The following is a 22006-nucleotide window of genomic DNA, read 5'->3' on the forward strand; positions in this document are numbered from 1 at the left end:
TCGCGAGCAGGCTCGCTCCCACAAGGGCATCGTTTTCGGCCGATCGATTGGCGCGGCCGCTGAGCGGGAGGGCTGTAATCCCCACGCAGTTTGCACCCCGCCGGCCCACTCGATAAAGTCCCCGAAGACTTCTACCCCACGGACGGAGAGCCCGCGTGTTTCCAGCCCAGCCCTTGAAGCGCTTTCACCTGCCAGCCCTGACACTGCTTGTCAGCGCTCTGACCCTCACCGCATGCAACGCCCCGCCCTCTTCTTCGTTGCCGCTGGCACCGGAAGCCGCTTCCGGTTACCGCACTGATCTGCAAACCCGTCATGCCAATAAACACATGGCCGCTGCTGCCAATCCACTCGCGGCCGAAGCCGGGCGGGAGATGTTGCGTCAGGGTGGTTCGGCGATTGATGCGGCGATTGCGATGCAGGCGGTGTTGACGCTGGTTGAGCCGCAGTCTTCCGGGATCGGTGGCGGGGCGATGATTGTGTTGTGGGATGGCAAGCAGGTGCGCACCTATGACGGCCGCGAAACGGCGCCGGCCGGGGCCACCGAGAAGCTGTTCCTGAAGGCTGACGGTAAACCGATGGCCTTTACGCAAGCGCAGATCGGCGGGCGCTCGGTCGGTACGCCCGGGGTATTGCGGGCGCTGGAGCTGGCGCATCGACAACACGGTCGCTTGCCTTGGGCGAAGCTGTTTGAGCCAGCGATCAAACTGGCCGAGCAAGGCTTTGCGATTTCCCCGCGCCTGCATTCGCTGCTGACTGCCGATCCACTGATACGCCAGTCGCCAGACATGGCCGCGTACTTCCTCAATGACGATGGCAGCGTCAAAGCTGTCGGCACACGCCTGCAAAACCCGAAATTGGCTGCCGTGTTCAAACGTATCGCCAGCGAAGGTGCCGATGCGCTGTACAAAGGTCCGATCGCCGAAGAGATCGTCGCCAGGGTTCAACAGCACGCCAACCCCGGCAGCCTGTCGCTGAACGATTTGCAGCGTTATCAGGCCAAGGAGCGCGCGCCGCTGTGTACCGACTACAAGCGTTGGCAGGTCTGCGGCATGCCGCCACCGTCGTCGGGCGGGATCGCCGTGGCGCAGATTCTCGGCACGTTGCAGGCGCTGGAGACTCGCGCCCCACGCCTGTCGCTGACCCCGCTCAAACCAACGAAAACCGATAAGCCGGCCGGCATCGAACCGGTGCCGCAAGCAGTGCACCTGATCGCCGAGGCTGAACGTCTGGCCTATGCCGACCGTGCGCAATACGTGGCCGACACCGACTTCGTCCCGGTGCCGGTCAACGGTCTGCTCGATCCGGCCTACCTGGCCAGCCGCGCCAGCCTGATCGGCGAGCGCAGCATGGGCAGCGCCAAACCGGGCACACCGCCGGGCGTGCAGGTTGCCTATGCACCGGACCGCTCGCCGTTGCGTATCTCGACCTCGCAAGTGGTGGCGGTGGATGACCTCGGCGGCGCCGTGTCGATGACCACCACCATCGAAGCCGCGTTCGGCTCGCACCTGATGGTTCAGGGTTTTCTGCTGAACAACCAGATGACCGACTTCTCGTTCATCCCCGAAGAGAACGGGCAGAAAGTCGCCAACCGCGTCGAACCCGGAAAACGCCCACGTTCGTCGATGGCGCCGACGCTGATCTTTGATCGCAACACTGGTGAATTTGTCGCCACGGTCGGCTCGCCCGGCGGCTCGCAAATCATCGAATACGTGGCGAAAACCACCATCGGCCTGCTCGACTGGAACCTCGATGCACAAAGTGCAATCAACCTGCCCAACTTCGGCAGCCGCAACGGTCCCACCGAACTGGAACAGGGACAGTTCAGCCCGGTGCTGATTCAGGCGTTGAAAGACAAAGGGCACACGGTCAGTGAAATCGACATGACCAGCGGCACCCAAGCGATCGTGCGGGTGAAGGATGCGCAGGGCAAAGCGACCTTGACGGGGGGGGCCGATCCTCGGCGTGAGGGAGAAGCGTTGGGGGACTGAAACACTGCATTGAAAAAAGGCCTGTCGAGCAGCAGGCCTTCTCCCAGGAATAAATCAGACCGCCAACGTCTTGCCATCCACCCCGTCCCCAATCTTCAGGAAATGCCCGCCCGCAACGTGATGCAGCGTGCGCAATCCATCCTGCCCTTCGAAATGCCAGCGCCCATCGCTGAACACACACTCGTCGGCCTGGGCGGCGATGACTTCGGCAAGGAACAGGTCGTATTGCTCGTGATTGCGCGGCTCCGGCAGCAGGCGGCATTCGAGCCAGGCAACACAACCCTCGAGCAGCGGCGCTTCAACCTGTTCGCCAGCGAAGGTGTGCAGGCCGTACGCCTGAAATTTGTCGTGCCCCTGGTTGCGGGTGATTTCCAGACCGGACGTATTGCCGACGGTTTGCACGATATCGGCCTGATTGACGCAAGGCACGTTCAGCACAAAGGTCCCGGAGGCTTCAAGCAACTGGCGGGTCCAGGTGGATTTGTCGAGGACGACGGCGACTTTCGGCGGTTCGAAATCCAGCGGCATGGCCCAGGCGGCGGCCATGATGTTGCGCTGGCCGTCGTGAGCGGCGCTGACCAGCACGGTCGGCCCGTGGTTGAGCAGGCGGTAGGCTTTGTTCAGAGGCACCGGACGGCGGTGGGAAACGCTCATGGGATCTGCTCCGGAGGAAAAGGAGCCGATTGTAGCGCTGTCACTGGAGAATCACAGAACCTGTGGGAGTGAGCAGATGCGGCGCTGCCCCTCGGTGATCGTTCCCACGCTCTGCGCGGGAATGCATCCTGTGACGCTCTGCGTCACGCCAGCGAAGGAACGCGGAGCGTCCCGGGCGGCATTCCCACGCAGAGCGTGGGAGGGATCAGTGCGGTGTCAGTGAGAGAGCTGATTGGCAAACTGCCCCACCGCATCCACCACTTTCTGCGCACCGTCCTGAATCTCGACGATCACCGTGCCCGCCTCCGCCGCCAGCGCCAGGCCCTGTTCGGCCTGAAGCTTGCCGTCGGTCATCAGCGCCACGGCATTGCGGGCCATTTCCTGGTTCTGCCGTACCACGCCGACGATTTCGTCCGTCGCTTGGCTGGTGCGCGAGGCCAGTTGCCGGACCTCGTCCGCGACCACGGCAAAACCACGGCCCTGCTCGCCGGCCCGGGCGGCTTCGATCGCGGCGTTGAGCGCCAGCAGGTTGGTCTGTTCGGCAATGCCGCTGATGGTTTTGACGATCGTGCCGATCACCAGCGACTGCTCGTTCAGCGCCTCTATACCTTCGCCAGCGGCTTGCATGTGCCGCGACAAATCACGCATCACGTTGACCGCTTCAGTGACCACCGTGGTGCCCCGTTGCGCGGTGCTGTCGGTTTGTTGCGAGGTGCTGTAAGCGATGCTCGCTGCGTCGGCAACCGCCTGCTCGCGGTTGACCTGATCGGTGATCACCGTGGCGAACTTCACCACTTTGTACAGTCTGTCGTTGGCATCGACCACCGGGTTGTAGGACGCTTCCAGCCACACCGTACGACCATGGCTGTCGATACGTTTGAAGCGGCCAGCGACGAACTCACCGCTGTTCAAGCGCCGCCAGAAGTTCTGGTACTCGGCGCTGTTGTACTCCTCCGGGGCGCAGAACGTGCGGTGATGTTTGCCTTTGATCTGCGCCAGGCTGTAACCCATGCCGTTGAGGAAGCGATCATTGGCGCTGAGCACATTGCCGTTGAGGTCGAATTCAATCACGGCGGTGGAACGCACCAGCGCACCGATCAGGTTCTCATGCTCGCGGGAGGCCTCGATGGTGCGGGTCAGGTCGCTGGCGTAGAAGGAAATGTGTCTGATCCGGCCATCGGACGAGCGTACCGGTTGCACGATGGAACGCAGCCACGCCTCGTCGCCATTGCCGCGCAACAGGCGCACGGCGCCGGCAAAATGCTCGCCACGGCTCATCGAGTTCTTGAAGCGCTGATGGAATTCGTCGGTTTTGACGTGGGCCGGCACGATGTCTTCGATTGCCCGGCCGATCAGGTCCTGGCTCTTGTAGAACATTTCATCGAGAAAATTCTGGTTGACCGAACGAATCCGCCCGTCGGGCTCAAGGGTCAGCGCGAGCATTTCGCTTTCCAGGCTTTCCTTCACTTGTACAAGGCTGGAGAGTTCTTCGCGCAGAGCGGCCAGCTCTTGCTTCAAGCGTTTATTGAACATGGGAAAGCACCGATGGCAGGGTAGTTAGCGGATACAACCTTGCCATCGGCCTTGCGCAGCTTTTCTGAAGCCAGCTCCAGACCCGTCAGTCGAAAATAATCCGGCGCTTGCGGATCAGGCAGCGCCGGCCGCCTGACACGGTCCGGTACGTGGCATGCGCGCACCGAAATACGCCGCCGTCACACCCCCCACCGCGCCCATCACTGCACAGAAGATCACGCAGATCCATGGGCTCCACGGCATCAGACCAATCAGCAACAGCGGCGTGATACTTGCCCAGGCGGCGTAGGCAATGTTGTAGGTGAAAGAAATGCCCGACACGCGAATCCGCGCCGGAAACAACCCGACCATCACCGAAGGCACCGCGCCCACTACCCCACAAGCCAGGCCGGCGACCGCATAGGCAATGCCGATCCAATGGCCGCCCATGATCAGGCAGCCATACAACACGCCAATGCCCAGCGGCAGCAACAGGCTGTACAGCATGACCGTGCGCCAAGCGCCGATGCGGTCGACCAGCAGTCCGGCGATCACGCAGCCGATATTCAGAAAAACGATGCCCAAGGCACTGAGGCCGAAGGTGTGGCTGGCGGTCATGCCGAAGGTTTTCTGCATCATCGTCGGGGTGATGACCACGAACACCACCACCGCCGAGGTCAGCACACAGGTGAGCAACATGGCCGGCAGCATGGCCAGACGATGTTCACGCAGCACCGTGCGCAGCGGCAGCTCGACCCGCGCCTCGCGCTGCGCTTCCATGGCCATGAACACCGGGGTTTCGCTGAGCCAGCGGCGCAGATAAACGCCCACCACGCCGAACACGCCGCCGAGCAGAAACGGATAGCGCCAGGCGTAATCGAGAATTTCGGCAGGCGTGAAAACCTGCGCCAGGAAGGTCGCCGTGAGTGCGCCGATCAAGTAACCGAAGGTCAGGCCGGCCTGCAGAAATCCCAAGGCGTAACCACGATGGCCGACAGGCGCATGCTCGGCGACGAACACCCAGGCACTCGGCACCTCCCCCCCCACCGCTGCGCCTTGCAGGATGCGCAGCGCCAGCAACAGCAAGGGCGCGAAATAGCCGATCTGTGCGTAGGTCGGCATGATCCCGATCAGCAGGCACGGCAGGGCCATCATCAGGATGCTCAGGCTGAACACCTTTTTGCGGCCCAGACGGTCGGCGAAATGCGCCATCAGAATCCCGCCCAACGGCCGCGCCAGATAACCGGTGACGAAGATGCCGAAGCTTTGCAGCAAACGCAGCCACTCGGGCATTTCCGGGGGGAAGAACAACTGACTCAGGGTCAGCGCGAAGAATACGAAGATGATGAAATCGTAGATTTCCAGCGCCCCGCCAAGCGCAGCAAGGCCGAGGGTCTTGTAGTCGGCACGGCTGAACGGCGCCGGTCGGGCTGGAGAATTGGCAGTCATGACAAAGAACTCAGGCATCGGCAAAAACCAAGGCGCCCATGGTCTACGCAAAAGCACGGATCGACAACCCGTCAGACCATAGTCTCGGTTTGCGAAAACCTGCTCAACAAAAGGGCGGCGCTTGATTTACTGTTAGCGCCTGTCCAAGGGACCACGCCAACACCGACCAGCCGCCCATGTGGGAGCGAGCCTGCTCGCGAAAGCGTCAGTTCAGACAACCTGATGCTGAATGTGCCGACGTCTTCGCGAGCAGGCTCGCTCCCACAGGGTTCTCTGTGGCTGTCGAGCCGGGCGACTGCTCCCACGGATCAAAATAACCATAAAAAATCCGAGGTACTTCCTGTGGCCGTTGATATCGAAGATAGCCGCTCCGCGCGCTTTGCCCTGCGCTGTTCCAGTTTTGCCGAACGCTGGTTTCCCGATTCCTGGGTATTCGCCGCGTTGGCCGTGATCATCGTTGCGCTGGCCACTCTGGCCATGGGCGCCAAACCCACCGCTGCAGCGATGGCCTTCGGCGACGGCTTCTGGAGCCTGATCCCGTTCACCATGCAGATGGCCTTCGTGGTGATCGGCGGCTACGTCGTCGCCAGCTCTCCGCCCGCAGTCAAACTGATCGACAAACTGGCACGCATCCCGAAAAACGGCCGCTCCGCCGTGGCCTGGGTAGCGTTGATTTCGATGGTCGCTTCCCTGCTCAATTGGGGTCTGTCGCTGGTATTTGGCGGGCTGCTGGTACGCGCCCTCGCCCGCCGCACCGATCTGAAGATGGATTACCGCGCCGCCGGTGCCGCTGCTTACCTGGGCCTCGGCGCGGTGTGGGCGCTGGGCTTGTCATCGTCAGCCGCACAGTTGCAGGCCAACCCGGGCAGCCTGCCTCCGTCGATCCTGTCGATCACTGGCGTAATCCCGTTCACCGAAACCATTTTTCTCTGGCAATCCGGGGTCATGCTGCTGGCGCTGATCGTGATCTCGATCATCATCGCCTACGCCACCGCGCCCGGGCCGAATTCGGCACGCGACGCCAAGGCCTGCGGCATCGATCCGGCGTTCAACCTGCCGCCGCTGCAACCGCGCACTCGCCCCGGCGAATGGCTGGAACACAGCCCGTTGCTGATCATCGTATTGGTGCTGCTCGCAGCAGGATGGCTGTTTCACGAGTTCTCGACCAAACCAGCGATTACCGCGATTTCCGGCCTGAACACCTATAACTTCCTGTTCATCATGCTCGGCGCGCTGCTGCACTGGCGCCCGCGCAGCTTCCTCGATGCCGTGGCCCGTGCGGTGCCGACCACCACTGGCGTGTTGATCCAGTTTCCGCTGTACGGCTCGATCGCCGCGCTGATGACCACGGTCAAAGGCGCCGACGCGCAAACCCTCGCGCATCACATCTCGACTTTCTTTGTCAGCATCGCTTCCCACGACACCTATGCGCTGCTGATGGGCGTGTATTCGGCGATTCTCGGTTTCTTCATCCCGTCCGGCGGCGGTAAATGGATCATCGAAGCGCCCTACGTGATGCAAGTCGCCAATGACCTGCAGTACCACCTCGGCTGGGCGGTGCAGATCTACAACGCCGCCGAAGCCCTGCCGAACCTGATCAATCCGTTCTATATGCTGCCGCTGCTGGGCGTGCTCGGGTTGAAGGCGCGGGACTTGATAGGCTTTTCGTTCGTGCAACTGCTGGTGCACACGCCGCTGGTGCTGCTGTTGTTGTGGGCGCTGGGGACGACATTGGCGTATACGCCGCCGGTGATGCCGTAAGTCGATAAAAACGCACCTGCTCAAGGGCAGGTGCTCTCAAAACTTGGTTTGATCGCTGCTTTAGACGGGTCGCGCCTGATCAAGCACCTGCTGACGAAATTTCACTGGCAGGTCGCCGGGGGTCAGCACCTCGACCGCAACACCCAGCAGGTCTTCAAGCTCAACCTGAAGTCCGCCCAGATCAAAAAGCGTCGTGCCGGGCAGCGGGTCAACCAGCAGATCGAGATCGCTACCGTCCAGATCCGTCCCCAGCAATGCTGAACCAAATACACGCGGGTTGGCCACGCGAAAGCGCCCGATCACTTCGCGGACGGCGGACCTTTGCATGTCGAGAGCAGTAGAAGGCTTCATGACTCACCCTTGGAAAATTCGATGTCGCTGCAGTCTAGCAGTGCGGACGCGCACCAGGCAGCGTGCTTGTTGGCACAGCCGTAACAATATGTGCGCTGCTTGGGTAATACCGCATTCAGGCAAGAATCCACACTCAACCGCTTTTCTGTCAAACACCACTGATCCACTATGAAGCGCCCCCAAATCGAGGGGAACCCACGCTGAAAAGGATCTGAGCATGTTCAAACTCGCAGGACTTACCCTCGTTGCACTGACGCTAAGCGCCGCCGTCCACGCCGATGTCGACGTAAAACTGGGCAGCACCGAGCGCGTCACCCGCCTCTTCGCCTACCCCAACAATTGCAGCGTGATCTGCTTTCGCAATTGGACGCTGGAGCAGACCGTCGCTCATTACTTGAGCCAGAGCGTACAGCGCGATGGTTACGCCGATGCCAAGGTGCTGGTGAAAACCGACAACGATCAGCTCTACGCCGAGATCACCGGAGTGCCGGACGGCTATGACAAGCCGCTGTCGGCGTTGCTCGACGCCGGCGACCTGGCTTATGCCGGCGCCAGCAAGCTCAATGCCGATGGCAAGTGGGCCTACAGCTGGTATCTGTTCCTGCCGCTGGGCATGGCCCTGGAAAATCGCAAAAGCGTCGAGTTGCTGCACTTCCCGCCTGACTACTCGCTGACCCAGGCGCAGGACTATCTGCGCTCGAACACCACCGATCGCTGGGCGACGTTGCTGACCGATAACGGCATCCCCGCCGGGCAGACGCCGGCTTACCAGACCATCATCGACATCGCGCCGATCGCCGCGCCGTCCAATGCCGGCGGGGATCTGGAGGACGTCTACGACTACTTCAAGGATTACCAGACCACGCTGGTCAAGCAGTTCAGCCAGACCGCCAGCGGCACGACGCTGCCGATGGTTGCGTTCGGGGCGCCGGTGCGCAACTGGATCAAGGAACAATACGGGCCGACCGTGGGGGTGCTGGGGCTGGCGAGCATCAGTCCGGCCGAAGGAGTGAATGTGCCGGTGCTCGGCTCGAATCATCCGAGCTATATCTGGTACGCCGCCGATCCGAAAAGCTATACCGGCGACGATGCCCAGGCGAAGGCTGACGCGGCGGGCCTGAAAGTCATGGGCCAGGATTTGAGCGCGGCTTGCTGGCAGGCCGGGATGGGCAGCAAACCGGGCAGCGATGCACAGGCCACGCTGAACAGTTGCACACAAACATGGCAGGTGACGCAAAAGGTCAAAACCTGCGAGTTGTTCTATACCTCGATCCGCAACCTCAGCGCTGAACAAGCGGTTGCCAAGTGCGCCACGCCATCGGTCAAGACACAACTGCGACAGCTGAAAGCGCCACTGCCTGCGGCCGCCGTGCCCGCACCAACTCTGTAATCGCTGCTGGAGTCCCCCGTGTCAGCCAATGCTGACGCGGGCCAGCGGTGATCGCGCCTGTCAGGTTTGACAGTAGACCGCTACCTTCAATTGCGCGACGCTTGGATCCAATCATGCCTCGCCTGGCGAGGCATGGGCACAACCCGGAGGCAACACTCAACAACAAGGATCGTTATGAACAATCAAGCCATGGGCCGGCACCTGCCGCGCGACACAGAAGGCATCTATCCGTTCGCCGGACTTCCGGTGCGGCTGGGCTTCCCATCCTGCCAGGACTTTCAGATTATCCACGACGAACGTGGCATGGCCACGGCGGTGGTAGCGCGCCGCGAGTTTCTGCGCATTAGCCGAATGTGCCGGGTTTCCGGGCAATTGCTGCCCTATCGCTGTCGACAGACCCGTCAGTTGCAAACCGGCATCCACGTTTACGATCCGCGCTTTTGCGGTGTGCTCGAGCACGCCTGCGATCCGAATGTATTTCTCGACATGAGCGAGTTGTGGCTGTGGGCCTTGAAAGATATCCACAGCGGCGAACATTTGAGCATCGATTACGCATCGACCGAAGACAAACTGCTACGCCAGTTCGCCTGCGATTGCGGCTCGTCGCGCTGCCGTGGGTGGATCACCGGTTACGACGATCCACCCACGCCTGAAGGCCAGCGCTTTTTACAGCGCTGGCGGCATCCAGGCCGTAACTGAACGCCTCGGTTACGGGGCGCCGACCGGACGCAAGCGGTATTGCGGCGGCAACTGTTCGAAACCACTGATGGTGGTATTGAGACTTTTCCAGCGGCCATCCTTGATCCCGTAGATGCAGCCGTGGATCGACAGCGGCTGTCCGCGATGCCAAGCGTTCTGGATGATGCTGGTGTGCGCGACGTTGGCCACTTGCTGGATCACGTTGAGTTCGCACATGCGATCGACCTGCTCTTCTTCGGTCGCCAGCTTGGCCAGCTCCTCGCGTTTCTCGTAGTACAGGTCGCGGATCGAGCGCAGCCAGCCGTCGATCAGGCCGAACTGGCGATCCTGCATCGACGCGCGCACGCCGCCGCAGCCGTAGTGGCCGGTGACGAGGATGTGTTTGACCTTGAGCACATCCACCGCGTACTGGATCACCGAGAGGCAGTTGAGGTCGGTGTGCAGCACGACGTTGGCGACGTTGCGGTGTACGAACAGATCGCCCGGCAACATGCCGACGATTTCGTTGGCCGGTACGCGCGCGTCGGAGCAGCCGATCCATAGATATTCCGGGGTCTGCTGGCGCGCCAGTTTGGCGAAGAAGTCCGGGTCTTCCTTGGTGATCGCGTCAGCCCAACGCTCGTTGTTATCAATCAGGTCTTGTAGATCGTGCATGGATAAGGCCTCAAGAAAGATGCGCAGGTTTGATAGACGACCACCCGTCGAAGTCACGCCGCCAGCGCAAGTGTTTTCGTTGGAATTCTCGCGCGCCTGGTGAGTCCACTCAGTAAGGCCCACAGTATGAGGAATTGCCATGACTGATTCACGACGCCCTTATGATGCGGTGCAACCGGAACCCATCGACGATAACGAAGACCGCATGGGCTCGGTGCACGAGCTGGATTTCGACGACGAAGAGCCCAGCGCGAAGATCGGCGATGAGCTGCCCGAGCGTGAACGCGAACAATTGATGCCGGCTGAGCGAGTGCGTGAGGCGGGTATGACCGGGGCTTCGGTGGATGATCATCAGCCGACCGACGATGACCTGAGCCCGGAAACGTTGATTCGCGAGGACGGCGCGCGCGATGCCGATGAACTTGGCGAGGGCAATCCGGCGGATTGGGATTTGAGCGAGGTCAGTGAAAACGACATCGGCGGCGGTGACGGGCTGGATGAAGCGGAACTGGCGGACCTGGATCCGCTGAATGGCAAGCGCTGATCCGCTGACTTGAAATTCGCCCCCTGTAGGAGCTGCCGAAGGCTGCGATCTTTTGATTTTGCTTTGGATCTTACAAAAACAGGATCATAAGATCGCAGCCTTCGGCAGCTCCTACAGAGCCTAATCCACCAAGGTACAGGCCATCACCACCGCATCTTCACGCCCACCCACCGCCGGATAATAATCGCGACGCCGGCCGATCTCGTTGAAGCCATACCGCTCATACAACTTGAACGCAGCCGTGTTGCTGTCGCGCACTTCAAGAAAGCACTCCCGCGCTTCAGCCGCATACGCTCGCGACATCAGATGCTCAAGCAACGTCAGGCCCAACCCGCGCCCCTGATTTTCCGGCTTGACGGTGATATTGAGCAGATGCGCCTCATCGAGAATGATCTGCACCACCCCGTGGCCGACCTGCTGCTGGCCTTCGAACATCAGCCAGATCTGGTATTTGCCCAGGCCATCGAGAAAAATCCCCCGGGTCCACGGATGGCTGTACGCGGCGTATTCGATCTTCAACACAGCGTCCAGATCCGCCTCGGTCATCGGGCGAAAGGTTACAGCCTCACTCATCGGATTGTTTCCAGCGCGCCATCAGCCGACGCATGGCTTGCCACACAGCGGCCTTGCGCTGTGGCTCTTCCATTAACAGTTCCAGACCGGGAATCGCCCAGGCCAGGCCCAGACCTTCGATCTGCAATTCACTATTGAACGCTTCGGCGTCCGCTTCCCCGGCAAACTTCAGCGCTGGCAGGCCGATCAGCCACAGACAGGCGCAGGGTGCTGCTTCCATCTGCACCGAGAGGAAACCCTGCACGAAGTCGCGCGCCGCTTCCGGCCCCTGATCCAGCGTGCCGCGATTGAGCCACGGCCAGCGCACAGGTTCACCGACGATTTGCGGCGCATCCGGCAAACCGGCGGCGCGCAGCATATCCTTGAGCAGCAGGTAGGCCGGATCGCGACTTTGAAACGCTTCGCCTGTGGGTAACTCGACCAGCAGCAAGCAACGCCCGGCGCGCAGCAGTTGCAGGGCAAAACGCGGTGGCGGCACTGGCGCAGGCTTCACCACCACCGGCGTCTCGTCGACCTCTTCCACAGGTTTGGCGCCGTTGCGTGTACTGGCCAGCGACGGACGCGGCACTTCGATTTTCGGCCGCTCGACCTGACGCGCGGCAGGCTGCGCCGGTGCTTCGGCCTGAGGCGCCGGAGCAACCGGTACCTCGAGCTCGGGCTCGGGCATCTCCAGCAGCTCGGGCCGCGACGGTGCGGCGAAAGGCAGTTCGGTGCGCGGCAGCCAGTTGACCACCTGCATGGCGTTCAAATAGGCGCGGCGGCGGGACTCGATAAGCAAAGGTCGGCCACTTGTGGATAACGGAAAGTGCGCTGATTCTACCGCCCTTCGCACAAGATCGCTCGCTGTTGATCGATACCCCGCGCTGCGCTGCGCCGCTGCCCTTTGGCCAAAGAATGCGACAGCCCGTCCCGAGAGTGAATCGCCGCGCCTGTGATGCAGTACAATCGCCGCTTTTAATCGCCAACCAGCCGGCCATTCCGATGATCGAACCCAAGCGCGTCTTGCGCGCCCTCGCTGAACACTGGGCACTTCTGGAGCCACTGTGCGAGCACTTCGACCAAGGCACCCTGAGCCTCAACGAACTGCGCACGCAACTGGCCGCCCAACAACTCGACAGCACGCCACAGGACATCACCAGCCTGCTCGACGTGTGGATTCGCCTCGATATTCTGGTTCCGGTGGCGAAAAGCCCGAACCGTTTCGAGCTCAACGCGCAGATCCACGACTTCCTCGCCTACCTGCGCCGCGAACACCGCCTCGGTCTGTGCCTGGAAATCGAAGCCTACCTGCGTCACCTTGAGCGTCTGGCCGGTTATATCCAGGACGCTTTCGACGTCCGTGACGGCAACGATCTGGCGCGCCAGTTGCGTTTGCTCGACATGCGTGTGCGCGACGTACTGAAGAAACTCGACAACGATGAACAGGCCCTGGTGGCCGTGGCCGAACGCGCGAAAACCAGCGACCGGCAGATTCCACTGCGTCAGCGTTACGCCGAAGTCCTGGCGACGTGGGACGAATACGTCGAGCCGATGATAGATCTGGTCAACGCCGACGGTGCCTTCGAGCAAGGCGTGCGCAAGGTCGAAACCGTGCTGCTGAAGATGCTCAGCGAACAGCAGCGCCTCGGCCATCTGGTCGATGACGACATGCTCCTGCGCACCCACGCACGCATCCTCGAAATGCAGACCAGCGCGCAACTGACCCTGCGCCATGCCCGCGAACTGCTGCTGCCATTGCGTGAAGAAGCGCGTCGGCATAACGCCGTGACCCGTGGCGCCGCACTGGCGCTGGCGGCGATCCGGCGTAAAGGCATCGACGCCGTGCCGCAAGCGGCGATGCCACTGTTCACCCGCCCGCAAAGCACCTTCCTGGGCAGCGCCAGTCAGGTCGAAGCCTACGTCTACGCGCTGGCGCGTTTCGAGCCGAAACCGGCGCGCTTCCCCAAGGCGCACAAAACCCAGAAGGCTGGCGACGCCCCACGTGCACCGCGCACCGTGCGCGAGATGGTCGATCGTTGCGAAGAGTCCCTGCCGATGCCGGACCTGATGACCTGGCTGCTGGAGCAGGAACCGGACGGCGCCACCGACGAATTGCTTTACTGGTTCTCGCGCCTGTCGCGGGAAAAACGCTTCAAGCGCGAGCGTCTGGAACGCCGCGAATACCATACTCACGAGCACCAGGTCAGCCTGCGCTCCTTCGCCCTGCTCTCGGCCAGCGATACCGCCGCCGAGGATTCTGCGAGCATCCCAAATGCATCTTGATCTTTCCGAACTGTCGCAACTGGCGCCGATCTTCCGCGAGTTGTTCAAGGGTTACCACGTCAGCCGCCGTGATCCTGAGCTGTACGCACAACTGTCGAACTTCCAGGATCAGTACCGCACGCTGTTCAAGGCGCTGGGCTTTGAACTGGTCTGCGACACCCGTGGTTTCTACTATTTCGTGCCGGACATGGCCGCCGCAGCGGTGAACAAGACCGCCCAGCGTCTGGCGCTGTTCACCTTCATCCTCGTCGAGCACCTGGCCGATCAGGGCCGCGACCCGATTGCCGTGCTCGACGGCGGCAGCCTCGGCCGCGAAGAGTTGCCGTCGCTGCTGGACAAGTACCGCGACCTGTTCATCCAGGCCGAAGTGCAGACTGTTGAAGAACTCGAAGAAAAGATCATGCGCCGCATGACCCAGCTCGGTTTTGCCGGCGAAGAAAACGGCGTCTACCGCTTCCTGCCGCCGATGCACCGTTTCCTCGACGTGTGCCTGTCGGTACAACAGGACCGCGACCTTGCAGCCAGCGTGCACAGCGTTCTGCCGCTGCCGGCACCGGTGCTGATCGACGAAGAAGCCGAAGCGAAATTCCTCGAAACCGACGATCCGCTCGATCTTTCCGAATTTGAAGAAGAAAGCGAAGAAGACGCACTGGCCCGCGCCATTGCCGAAGAACAGGAGTCCGATGCATGAGCCAGGAACGCTACGGCATCCGCCGCTTTGCCCTTTTGAACACCGCCGGTTACAGCCTCGGTCTGTTTCCGCTGGAAGAACCGCTGTCGGTTTACGGCGCGAACAACCTCGGCAAGTCGGCGTCGATCAACGCTTTGCAGTTCCCGATTCTGGCGCGCATGTCGGACATGAGCTTCGGCAAGTACAGCCTCGAACAATCGCGGCGCTTCTACTTCGCCTCCGACACCAGTTACATCCTCGTCGAAGTCAACCTGCCCCACGGCCCGCACGTGATCGGCGTGGTCGGTCGCGGCCCGGGCGGCGGTTTCGGGCACCAGTTCTTCGCCTACGCCGGCAAGCTCGACCTGGCGCATTACCAGAAAAACGACACCTGCCTGCGCCAGAAAGAACTGTTCAGCAATCTCGAAAAAGAAGGCCTGAAAGCCTACGAACTCAAGCCGGATGAACTGCGCCGCTTGCTGGTTGGCGGCCACACGTCAATCCCGCTCGACCTGACCCTGATCCCGCTGCGCTCCACCAGCGAGCAAAGCCTGAAGACCTTCCGCGCGTTGTTCATCAACCTGCTGCACATGCGCGAAATCACCGCGGCCAAGCTCAAGCAACTGTTCCTCGATGCCTTCGAACACAGCCTGCGTTCGGGCAGCGTCGATTACATCGCCGCGTGCGAAGAAGCCTTCCGCGATGTGCGGCGCATGGAGCAGGACTACAACTCGCTGGTCGCTGCCGGCCCGTTGGTTGAAGCGCTGGCCAACGGCGTGAAACAGCGCGATGTGCTGCGCGGCAAACTGCATCGCCTGTCGCCGCTGCTCGATTCCTTGCTCGGCACCTGGTCGGACTACGCCACGGCGCGCAAGGAAGAGCTGACCATCCAGGCCGAGCACTACCGTCGCGAGCAGGACGATCTGCAGAACGATCAACGCGGTGGTACTCAGGAACTGATGCGTCTGGAGCGGGAAATTTCCGGCATCCAGCGCTGGCTCGGCGAGTTGTCGGTGCTGAAGAACCGCTTTGCCCTGGTCGATGACGTCAAAGTGCTAGAGCAACAATTGCTCGCCGCCAAGGATGCACACGACGAACTGGCCGGTGCCTTGGCGCAGTCGCGTCAGTTCAGCGCCGAAGATCTGGAAGAGCGTCTGCGCGATCTGGAAAAACGCCTGAAGTCGGTGAAGCAACAACTCGATCACGCCGACAACAACAGCTACGCCCGCCTGCGCGAAGAGTTCTCGCAGCAGGACGTCGAGCGCCTGATGCGCCTGTTCAACAGCGCGCTCTTCAGCCTGCCGCTGGGTGAACACGGCATCACCCTCGACGAGAACGGTGAGTGGGTCAAATCGGTCGAGCTGATTCTTGATGGCTTCAAGGGCGAGCGCTTCGAAGTGCCGGGCCTGTCGATCGACATCTCGCACATTGAGCCGCCTGCCTTGCAGGCTCTGGCTGACCGCGCCGCGTTGCGCGATCAGAAAGAGCGTCTGGAAAAAGAGCTCAAGCAACTGAAAACCCAGCAGGCCGTGGCCGCCGACCGCGCCGCGAGCAAGACCCAGACCGAAGCGCTGTACCAGCAGGTGCTGGACGCACAGAAGGCGCTGGAAGATTTCCGTCGCACCCAGACGCTGAGCGCCGAAGAAAGCGACAAGCTTGAGCAACTGGCGCAGATGGAAGCCGCGCAGGACGAACTCAAGCGCTCCAGCGATGCGTTCACCGAGCGCGTCCAGCAACTGTCGGCCAAGCTGCAACTGGTCGGCCGGCAGATCGCCGATATGGAGGCCAAGCAACGCACCCTCGACGACGCGCTACGTCGTCGTCAGTTGCTGCCAGCGGATCTGCCGTTCGGCACGCCGTTCATGGATCCGGTCGATGATTCGATGGACAACCTGCTGCCGCTGCTCAACGATTATCAGGACAGCTGGCAGGGCCTCCTGCGTGCCGATGGCCAGATCGAAGCGCTGTATGCGCAGGTGCGTCTGAAAGGTGTGGCCAAGTTCGACAGCGAAGATGATATGGAGCGGCGTCTATCGCTGCTGATCAACGCTTACGCGCACCGCACCGATGAAGCCCTGACCCTCGGCAAGGCGCGGCGCGCGGCGGTCACCGACATCGCCCGCACTCTGCGCAACATCCGCAGCGATTACGACAGCCTCGAGCATCAACTGGCGCTGTTCAACCGCGAGATCAACAAGCGGCAGGTTTCCAACCTGCAGAGCTTCCGCATCGTCCTCGCACCGAACAAGGAAGCGCTCAAGCACATCGACCAGATCATCCACAGCGCCGGGCAATATGAGGAAGGCGAAACCCTGTCGGTGTTCGACCTCAGCCAGAGCGCCGAGCAGGACAACAAGAACGAAGAGGCCAAGGAATATCTGGCGCGGCTGGTGGCAGCGAACCACAACCAGCTCGGCCTCAAGGACTTGTTCGAACTGGCCTTCGAGATCACCAAGGTCAACGGTCAACCAGTCATCCACACCGACATCGACGGCGCGGCCTCCAACGGTACGACCATGACCATCAAGGCGCTGACCAACATGTACTTGTTGCTGCACTTGATGGATCGCGATCTGGCCGGCCGCGTGCGTCTGCCGTACTACCTCGACGAGGCGGCGGACATCGATGAGAAGAACCAGGCGGCGCTGCTGGAAACCAGTCTGCAACTGGGCTTCGTGCCGATTCTCGCAAGTGTGAAGCCGCAGGTCTGCGCCAGTGTCGCAATCGACCTGGAAGGCGGCAGCGGCCCGGCCGGGATCTACATCGATGAAGCGGACTGGAAGTACATCCGCCGCCATGATGTGGTCAAGGCCACGCTGAATGTGCAGGCGGATGAGCCGGAGCTGGATGCGGTTTGATCGGCGGTAGCTGAAGCAAAAAAAGGGCCGCGATCTGATGAGATCGCGGCCCTTTTTTATGGTCTGGATTTTGTGTTGATGTGGCTGGCCCCTTCGCGAGCAGGCTCGCTCCCACAATTGGAATGCGTTCCCCTGTGGGAGCGAGCCTGCTCGCGAAGGCTATTCAATAGGCGCCACTACTTACCCAGCTGAATCTTCGGCGCCCAGGTCAGCCATTCATCCTCGAACTTGTCGAACAACGGGAACGTCTGCTCGGCTCGCGCCGGATTGCCCATGCGCTCGCCATCCGGGGTGGCGAAGGCAATCCCGCCCTGAATCAGTGTCTCCAGCGACTCGGTGCGCACCGTCACGCCCTTGAACAACCCATAATCGAAGCCCACGCCGCTGGTGTTCCAGAAGCGGCTGCCGCTACGCACCAGTGGCGCGTACTTCGGCTCGATCAGGATGTGCACCAACACACGGTCAGCTGTCTGGCCCAATTCATAACCGGTCACCTTTCCGACGGTGATCTCACGGTAAGTCACTGGTACGCCAGGCTTAAGCGAACCACGACGTGCGGCGCTCAACACCAGACTCAGACCCGCTTCTTGCTTGGTGACTTCCGGCGCCTCGGCCAAGGCAACGAAGTTCTTCTGCGGGCCGAGATTCTTCGCCGCCGGCTGGACTTCGATGTATTTACCGGTGACCAGCGTTTCCAGATTCTGCGTCTTGATCAGGCCCAGCTCCGGCTTGACCACCCAGAACTGACTGCCGACTCGCGCGATCTTCTCCGGCACTTCAGTGATGCGAGCGGTGAGGATCACCGACTGCATGTCGTCGGTCAGATCGACGCTTTCAATCTTGCCTACGTCCAACCCCTTGAAACGCACTGGTGTACCGCTGCTCAAACCGTCGGCGCGATCGACTTTGATGGTAACGACGGCACCTTTCTTGTTCGCCTCATCGTGATCGGCGAACAGACGGAAACGCGGGATACGTTTCTTCAACGGCGCATTGGCTTGTGGGGTTTCGAAGGCAATACCACCGGCCATCAGGGTTTGCAAAGATTCACTTTTGACCTGAATGCCGCCGGTCAAGCCACCCGTGAGGGTAATGCCGCTGACATTCCAGAAGCGCGTCGAGGCGTTGACCAGGTTTTCGTATTCCTTCTCGATGTGCACGCCGATGACCAGCTGCTTCTTGGTTCGGGAGAACTGGTAGCTCTGCACCGAACCGACCTTGACCTGCTTGTACAGAATCGGACTGCCGACATCGATCGAGCCCAGCGAGTCAGTGAACAGCACCAGATGCAGGCCTGGCGAACGCAGGTCCAGCGGTGGTGCTTTCGGTCGCGCCTCGAATTCGCGTTTCGGCGCAGCGCCTTTGTCGCCCGGACGCACGGCGATGTAATTACCTTTCACCAGCGCTTCCAGGCCGGTAATACCCGCCAGGGAAATCGAAGGCTTGACCACCCAGAACTGCGTGCCCTCAACCAGATAGTCTTCGGCCAACGGATCCAGAGTCAGCTCGGCGGTGGCGCTGTTCAGGTCCGGATCGACTTTGAGCGCTTTCAGGTTGCCGACCTGAATACCTTTGTACATCACCGGCGTGCGACCGGCCTGCAGGCCCTCGAAATCGCTGAGTTTGACCTTCACGCGAATTCCGGCAGCGGCGGCGTCGAAGTCTTCATAGAGACGGAATGGCAGGCTCGGATCGGTCGCCGGACTGTCCTTGCGATTCTCCGGCGTCGCGAACGCGATACCACCGGCGACGATACTAGCCAGGGATTCACTGCGCACTTTCACGCCGGACAGGTTAGCGTCGATGCTGATGCCGCTGGCGTTCCAGAAACGAGTATGTTTGCGCACCAGTTTGGCGTAGGTCGGCTCAATGAACACCTTAAGTTCAACGGTGCTCTGATCCTCGGACAGCACGTAGCTTTTGACCTGACCGACCTTGATCTGTTTGTAGAACACCGGGCTGCCGCGATTCAGCGAGCCGAGGCGATCGGCCTTGATGGTCAGGTGCAGACCGGGCTTGGCGTCGGACAGCGGCGGCTCTTCGGCGAGTGCCTTGAACTTGCGCACGGGCTCGCCTTCACCGGGACTGATCGCGACATAGTTACCCGAGACCAATGTCTCCAGACCAGTGATACCGGCCAGGGTCACGCTCGGTTTGACCAGCCAGAACCGCGTGCTGGTCTTCAGGTACTGCTCAACGTCCTTGTTCATTTCGATGGTGGCGATCACCCCTTTCGAGTTGCCCTCATCGTCGAGCTTGAGCGTCTTGACCTTGCCGACCGGCATGCCTTTGTAGACCACTTCAGTCTTGTTGGCCTGGATGCCTTCGCCGCTTTCAAAGCGCACCTGAATCTCGATACCGGTCTCGGAATAAGCACGCCAGCCGAGCCAGCCGCCGATGATCAGCGCGATCAGAGGCAGCACCCAAATGGCCGACCAGTTCGAAGCCGGTCGGGTTTTCGCTACAGGCAAATCAGTCATGGTCGTCGTCCGACTCCGTGTTATCCCAAATCAGTCGGGGATCGAAAGTAACTGCGGCGAGCATCGTCAGAATCACCACAGAGGCGAAGGCGACGGCGCCCAAATTGGCTTCGACACTGGCTATCCGGCCGAAGTTGACGACCGCCACGAGAATGGCGATCACGAAAATATCGAGCATCGACCAGCGGCCAATGAACTCGATGAAACGGTACATCCAGATACGCTGACGGGCCGACAATGGCTGCCGACGCTGCACGGAAAACAGCAGCAGCGCGATGCCAACCAGTTTGAACGTGGGCACCAGAATGCTGGCGATGAACACCACGGTGGCGATCGGGATCATGCCGTGCTGAACCAGTTCAATCACGCCGGACATGATGGTGCTCGGTTCACCCTGGCCCAGAGAACTGACCGTCATGATCGGCAAGACATTCGCCGGAACATAGATAATGGCTGCCGTGATCAACAGCGCCCAGGTGCGGGTCAAGCTGTTGGGGCGGCGAGCGTGAACCTGCGCGCCGCAGCGGGTACAGCTCTGCTCGTCGACGTCAGCTTCCTGCTTGTTCAGCTCGTGGCATTCGGTGCACACCAGAATGCCCGCATCAATCGCCCGCATGGGCATCCTCTCCTGATAATGCCTGCCAGATCTGATGCGGTGACATCACCACCTCCAGCCAGACTTGCACCAATAACAAGCCAATGAAACATGCCAGCCCGAGGCCGACGGTAATTGCTGCCATATCCGCCAGCTTCACGATCGCGACAAGCACGCCCATGAGGTAGACCTCGAGCATGCCCCAGTCTCTGAGGTGGTGGTAAATACGATAGAGCAACAAGCCATAACTACGGCTGACATTGAAGCGGATCGTCAGTAGGACAAACAGCTGGCACAACAACTTCAGTAACGGTATGGCCATGCTGCAAAGGAAGACGACGATCGACACACCTTGCATGTCGGTGCTGAACAGGCCAACTACGCCACTCCAGACCGTATCCTGCGAGGATTGCCCGAGGATATTGAGTTGCATGATGGGTAAAAAGTTTGCCGGCACGTAAAGTAATAACGCGGCAATCACCAGGGCGAGGCTGCGCTGCACCACGTTATGGCGATGGGCGTACAACTCATAACCACAACGCGGGCAGAGTGCTTTCTCACCATGGGCAAGTGTCGGCTTGCGCATCAGCAGGTCGCACTCGTGGCAGGCTATCAAGTCTTCCAGCGGTAAATCTGACAGCCCGGGGGCGTCAACCGATTCTGACATACAGGCTCTGGCTCCGATAAAGATGGGGCTATTCTAGTGTTCTGGTTCGAAAATAACTGTGCAATTTTGTTCGCCATAGCGCTGAAACTTTCTCGCAGGCAAAACAAAACCCCAACTGCTTTCGCAATTGGGGTTTCGGAATTTAATCTTGACGATGACCTACTCTCACATGGGGAAACCCCACACTACCATCGGCGATGCATCGTTTCACTGCTGAGTTCGGGATGGGATCAGGTGGTTCCAACGCTCTATGGTCGTCAAGAAATTCGGGTACTGACTCGGGACCAGATGGCCTCGCTTCAGAAAATTGGGTATGTGACAGCTGGTGTTTGTGAACTTCGAACTTTCGGTTCGTTTCGTCTTCACACACCGCAATCTGGTGCCTTTTCAGGTCAGCAAATTGCTTGGGTGTTATATGGTCAAGCCTCACGGGCAATTAGTATTGGTTAGCTCAACGCCTCACAGCGCTTACACACCCAACCTATCAACGTCGTAGTCTTCGACGGCCCTTCAGGGAACTCAAGGTTCCAGTGAGATCTCATCTTGAGGCAAGTTTCCCGCTTAGATGCTTTCAGCGGTTATCTTTCCCGAACATAGCTACCCGGCAATGCCACTGGCGTGACAACCGGAACACCAGAGGTTCGTCCACTCCGGTCCTCTCGTACTAGGAGCAGCCCCTCTCAAATCTCAAACGTCCACGGCAGATAGGGACCGAACTGTCTCACGACGTTCTAAACCCAGCTCGCGTACCACTTTAAATGGCGAACAGCCATACCCTTGGGACCGGCTTCAGCCCCAGGATGTGATGAGCCGACATCGAGGTGCCAAACACCGCCGTCGATATGAACTCTTGGGCGGTATCAGCCTGTTATCCCCGGAGTACCTTTTATCCGTTGAGC

The 22006-nt window shown here is 60.6% G+C and carries 18 protein-coding genes, 2 rRNA genes and 1 pseudogene (1 of these 21 running past the window's edge); 8 read left to right on the forward strand and 13 right to left on the reverse strand.

Translation table 11 applies throughout. From position 1 onward, the window contains the following. Positions 1–155: 155 nt before the first annotated feature. Positions 156–1988, forward strand: coding sequence for a gamma-glutamyltransferase (gene ggt, locus PSH90_RS22175; protein WP_305381532.1), 1833 nt, complete (start codon positions 156–158; stop codon positions 1986–1988). A gap of 54 nt (positions 1989–2042) precedes the next feature. On the opposite strand, the gene PSH90_RS22180 is transcribed toward ggt, so the two are convergent. The 4 genes and pseudogenes from PSH90_RS22180 to PSH90_RS22190 form a co-directional block, all read right to left on the reverse strand. After that, positions 2043–2642, reverse strand: coding sequence for a flavin reductase family protein (locus tag PSH90_RS22180; RefSeq protein WP_256811397.1), 600 nt, complete (start codon positions 2640–2642; stop codon positions 2043–2045). 216 nt (positions 2643–2858) lie between these two features. Then, positions 2859–3467 (reverse strand): methyl-accepting chemotaxis protein, encoded by a 609-nt coding sequence (locus PSH90_RS27625; RefSeq protein WP_370695150.1) that lies wholly within the window; start codon positions 3465–3467, stop codon positions 2859–2861. After that, positions 3447–4175 (reverse strand): annotated as a pseudogene (locus PSH90_RS27630) (PAS domain-containing protein); the annotation flags it as partial. The pseudogene PSH90_RS27630 and the gene PSH90_RS27625, both read right to left, overlap by 21 nt. Positions 4176–4289: 114 nt before the next feature. Beyond that, positions 4290–5603, reverse strand: a complete 1314-nt coding sequence (locus PSH90_RS22190; protein ID WP_150638758.1) for an MFS transporter — start codon at positions 5601–5603, stop codon at positions 4290–4292. 342 nt (positions 5604–5945) lie between these two features. Here PSH90_RS22190 and PSH90_RS22195 point away from each other — a divergent pair, with 342 nt between their 5' ends. Beyond that, positions 5946–7364 (forward strand): short-chain fatty acid transporter, encoded by a 1419-nt coding sequence (locus PSH90_RS22195; protein ID WP_016773194.1) that lies wholly within the window; start codon positions 5946–5948, stop codon positions 7362–7364. A gap of 60 nt (positions 7365–7424) precedes the next feature. Here PSH90_RS22195 and PSH90_RS22200 read toward each other — a convergent pair whose 3' ends face one another. After that, on the reverse strand, positions 7425–7715 hold the full coding sequence (locus PSH90_RS22200) for a nucleotidyltransferase family protein (RefSeq protein ID WP_042609686.1): 291 nt from the start codon (positions 7713–7715) through the stop codon (positions 7425–7427). A 217-nt stretch (positions 7716–7932) separates the two neighbouring features. Here PSH90_RS22200 and PSH90_RS22205 point away from each other — a divergent pair, with 217 nt between their 5' ends. Next, on the forward strand, positions 7933–9105 hold the full coding sequence (locus tag PSH90_RS22205) for a hypothetical protein (protein WP_236168890.1): 1173 nt from the start codon (positions 7933–7935) through the stop codon (positions 9103–9105). Between the two features lie 174 nt (positions 9106–9279). Beyond that, complete coding sequence (locus PSH90_RS22210; protein ID WP_095181644.1) at positions 9280–9804, forward strand: SET domain-containing protein-lysine N-methyltransferase; 525 nt, start codon at positions 9280–9282, stop codon at positions 9802–9804. 9 nt (positions 9805–9813) lie between these two features. Here the strand turns inward: PSH90_RS22210 and can are convergent, their stop codons facing one another. Further along, positions 9814–10458: a carbonate dehydratase gene (can, locus tag PSH90_RS22215; RefSeq protein WP_039761245.1), complete on the reverse strand. Its 645-nt coding sequence runs from the start codon at positions 10456–10458 to the stop codon at positions 9814–9816. Positions 10459–10597: 139 nt separating this feature from the next. Between can and PSH90_RS22220 the strand changes: the two genes are divergently transcribed. Then, entirely contained in the window at positions 10598–11002 is a 405-nt protein-coding gene (locus PSH90_RS22220; RefSeq protein WP_236168889.1) for a serine kinase/phosphatase, read from the forward strand. A 120-nt stretch (positions 11003–11122) separates the two neighbouring features. On the opposite strand, the gene rimI is transcribed toward PSH90_RS22220, so the two are convergent. After that, positions 11123–11575 carry a ribosomal protein S18-alanine N-acetyltransferase gene (gene rimI / locus PSH90_RS22225; protein WP_039761243.1) on the reverse strand — a complete coding sequence of 151 codons (453 nt, stop codon included), beginning with the start codon at positions 11573–11575 and terminating at the stop codon, positions 11123–11125. Beyond that, complete coding sequence (locus PSH90_RS22230) at positions 11568–12314, reverse strand: energy transducer TonB (RefSeq protein ID WP_305383145.1); 747 nt, start codon at positions 12312–12314, stop codon at positions 11568–11570. Before PSH90_RS22230 ends, rimI begins: the two co-directional genes overlap by 8 nt. A 242-nt stretch (positions 12315–12556) precedes the next feature. Between PSH90_RS22230 and mksB the strand changes: the two genes are divergently transcribed. From mksB to mksF, 3 genes are read left to right on the forward strand one after another with little or no spacing between them, the layout of a single operon-like run. Then, complete coding sequence (mksB, locus tag PSH90_RS22235) at positions 12557–13837, forward strand: Mks condensin complex protein MksB (protein ID WP_160768349.1); 1281 nt, start codon at positions 12557–12559, stop codon at positions 13835–13837. Further along, positions 13827–14528, forward strand: a complete 702-nt coding sequence (gene mksE, locus PSH90_RS22240) for an Mks condensin complex protein MksE (RefSeq protein ID WP_016773189.1) — start codon at positions 13827–13829, stop codon at positions 14526–14528. Before mksB ends, mksE begins: the two co-directional genes overlap by 11 nt. After that, the gene (gene mksF, locus PSH90_RS22245; RefSeq protein WP_041480021.1) at positions 14525–17365 is read left to right on the forward strand and encodes an Mks condensin complex protein MksF; all 2841 of its coding nucleotides are present in this window, start codon (positions 14525–14527) and stop codon (positions 17363–17365) included. The genes mksE and mksF overlap by 4 nt, the downstream gene beginning before the upstream one ends. A 176-nt stretch (positions 17366–17541) precedes the next feature. Here the strand turns inward: mksF and PSH90_RS22250 are convergent, their stop codons facing one another. From PSH90_RS22250 to PSH90_RS22270, 5 genes are all read right to left on the reverse strand, one after another. Then, complete coding sequence (locus PSH90_RS22250; protein WP_016773187.1) at positions 17542–19845, reverse strand: intermembrane transport protein PqiB; 2304 nt, start codon at positions 19843–19845, stop codon at positions 17542–17544. Then, positions 19838–20461 (reverse strand): paraquat-inducible protein A, encoded by a 624-nt coding sequence (locus tag PSH90_RS22255; RefSeq protein WP_056790346.1) that lies wholly within the window; start codon positions 20459–20461, stop codon positions 19838–19840. Before PSH90_RS22255 ends, PSH90_RS22250 begins: the two co-directional genes overlap by 8 nt. Further along, the gene (locus PSH90_RS22260) at positions 20448–21107 is read right to left on the reverse strand and encodes a paraquat-inducible protein A (protein WP_150741809.1); all 660 of its coding nucleotides are present in this window, start codon (positions 21105–21107) and stop codon (positions 20448–20450) included. The genes PSH90_RS22255 and PSH90_RS22260 overlap by 14 nt, the downstream gene beginning before the upstream one ends. A gap of 146 nt (positions 21108–21253) precedes the next feature. Then, positions 21254–21369 (reverse strand): 5S ribosomal RNA (rrf, locus tag PSH90_RS22265). Positions 21370–21522: 153 nt separating this feature from the next. Next, positions 21523–22006 (reverse strand): 23S ribosomal RNA (locus tag PSH90_RS22270) (it continues 2410 nt past the right edge of the window).

The organism is Pseudomonas sp. FP1762 (assembly GCF_030687105.1).
Lineage (GTDB): Bacteria > Pseudomonadota > Gammaproteobacteria > Pseudomonadales > Pseudomonadaceae > Aquipseudomonas > Aquipseudomonas siliginis.